The organism is Citricoccus sp. NPDC079358 (genome assembly GCF_040702545.1).
In the GTDB taxonomy this organism is placed as follows: Bacteria; Actinomycetota; Actinomycetes; order Actinomycetales; family Micrococcaceae; genus Citricoccus.
Map to the genome: position 1 here is coordinate 1 of NZ_JBFBLI010000036.1, position 1,531 is coordinate 1,531.

Consider the following 1,531-nt stretch of genomic DNA (forward strand, 5'->3'; position numbering starts at 1 on the left):
GCAACGCCGTTCGGTTAGTCGTCGGGGTCCGGTGTCAAGATTCTCGTGGTGAGTGTCGCGGGATAGGTGCGGCGGTCGATGTCTCGGCCTTTGGCTCGGTATTTCGAGATCGCTCGTTTGACCACGCGGGGCCGGGTGCGTACCCGACGGGCGGGCATGAGGTCGGCCCGTATCGCGGCGCCGATGGTGCCGACCAGATCGATCGTGGTGGCGGCGATGGTCCCGGCGGCGCGGATGATCTGGTCCCGGGCTGTCCGTAGTGCAGTGGTGAACGAGGCCCGGTCGGGATCGATGTCGGGCCGATCCAGCAGAGCGTCGGCCATCGCGGTACGCAACACCTGGTAGGCCGTCAGCAGGGCCCAGACTTCCTGCTCGACCCCAGCGGGATACCGGCTGCGCAGCACCCGGCCACCCAGGATCGTGGATTTGAGTTCGCAGTACGCCGTCTCGATCTCCCACCGGTGGTGATATAGCTGGATCAGTTGCTTCGCACCGGCTTCGGCGGGGTCCAGCAGCGTGGTGACCAGTCGGTACCGGCCGGTGCGGGCCGAGGCCTCGGTCGTGATCATCACCTCAGCATCGATGACCCTCACCGGCACCCCGGCAGCATTCGAGAGGAACGAGCCATCGGGCAGAGGGCCCAGCACCGGCAGGTTCATCGCCCCATGGCCGGTCTTGGCCCGAATCAGAAAGTCCGCCCGGGCGCGTGAGATCGTGGCGAAGAACCGGTAGGTCGCGAAGTTGCGGTCCCCGAGCAGCAGCATGCCAGGCCGCAGCGCGGTGGCCACACGCTCCGCATAGGTCAGTTCGCCGATCTTGTCGGTGCCGAAGGCCGCCTCAATGACGTGGCGGGTACCGGCGGTGACGATCGCCACCAACCGGATCATCGGGTATCCCGGATCCCCGTTCGGTCCGCTACGCGGTTTGGGAAAGACCATCCGGTTGGCCTCGGTGTCGGCGACCGGGATCTGCGTGCCGTCGATCGCGACCACCAGGCGACCGGCGAACCGGACCCTGTGGCGGGCGGTCGTGACCGCAGAACCCACGAAGAACGTGAACAACTCGCGCAACGGTTTGGGCCCGACACGGCGCATCGCCTCGGTGATCGCCGCGCCCGAGGGCCGCAGTCCCACTGATGGCAGGGCCGTGGTCAGCCGTGACCAGACATGGCCCCACCCATGGCCGGCGAACAGAGCCCCGGCGAGCAACAGATACACCACCACCCGTGAGGGCAGGCGCCGCACACGTTGCTCCGTCCCACCGGCGGTTGCCAGGGCGGCATCGACCATCTCCGGCGGGACGAGCTGGGTGAGTTCCCCCAGGTGTCCCGGTGCGAACACCTCCGAAGACGACCGAGACGACGCAGACGGGTTGGTGGCAGAATGAGACATCGCAGCCCTTGTTGTTGAAGCGGAATCAAAAGTCCGGCAAGACTTGATTCACTTTTTAACAAGGGCTGCGCCTATCCTCCTGGACGCCACGCCGGGACACGGGTTGACATCACCCTGCCGACCCTAACCAAACGGCATTG

General features: G+C 66.3%; 1 protein-coding gene. It reads right to left on the reverse strand.

The genetic code is table 11. The features are described 5' to 3' along the window. Window positions 1-14 precede the first annotated feature (14 nt). Entirely contained in the window at window positions 15-1,340 is a 1,326-nt protein-coding gene (locus AB0333_RS16935; RefSeq protein ID WP_366219840.1) for an IS4 family transposase, read from the reverse strand. Between the last annotated feature and the right edge of the window lie 191 nt (window positions 1,341-1,531).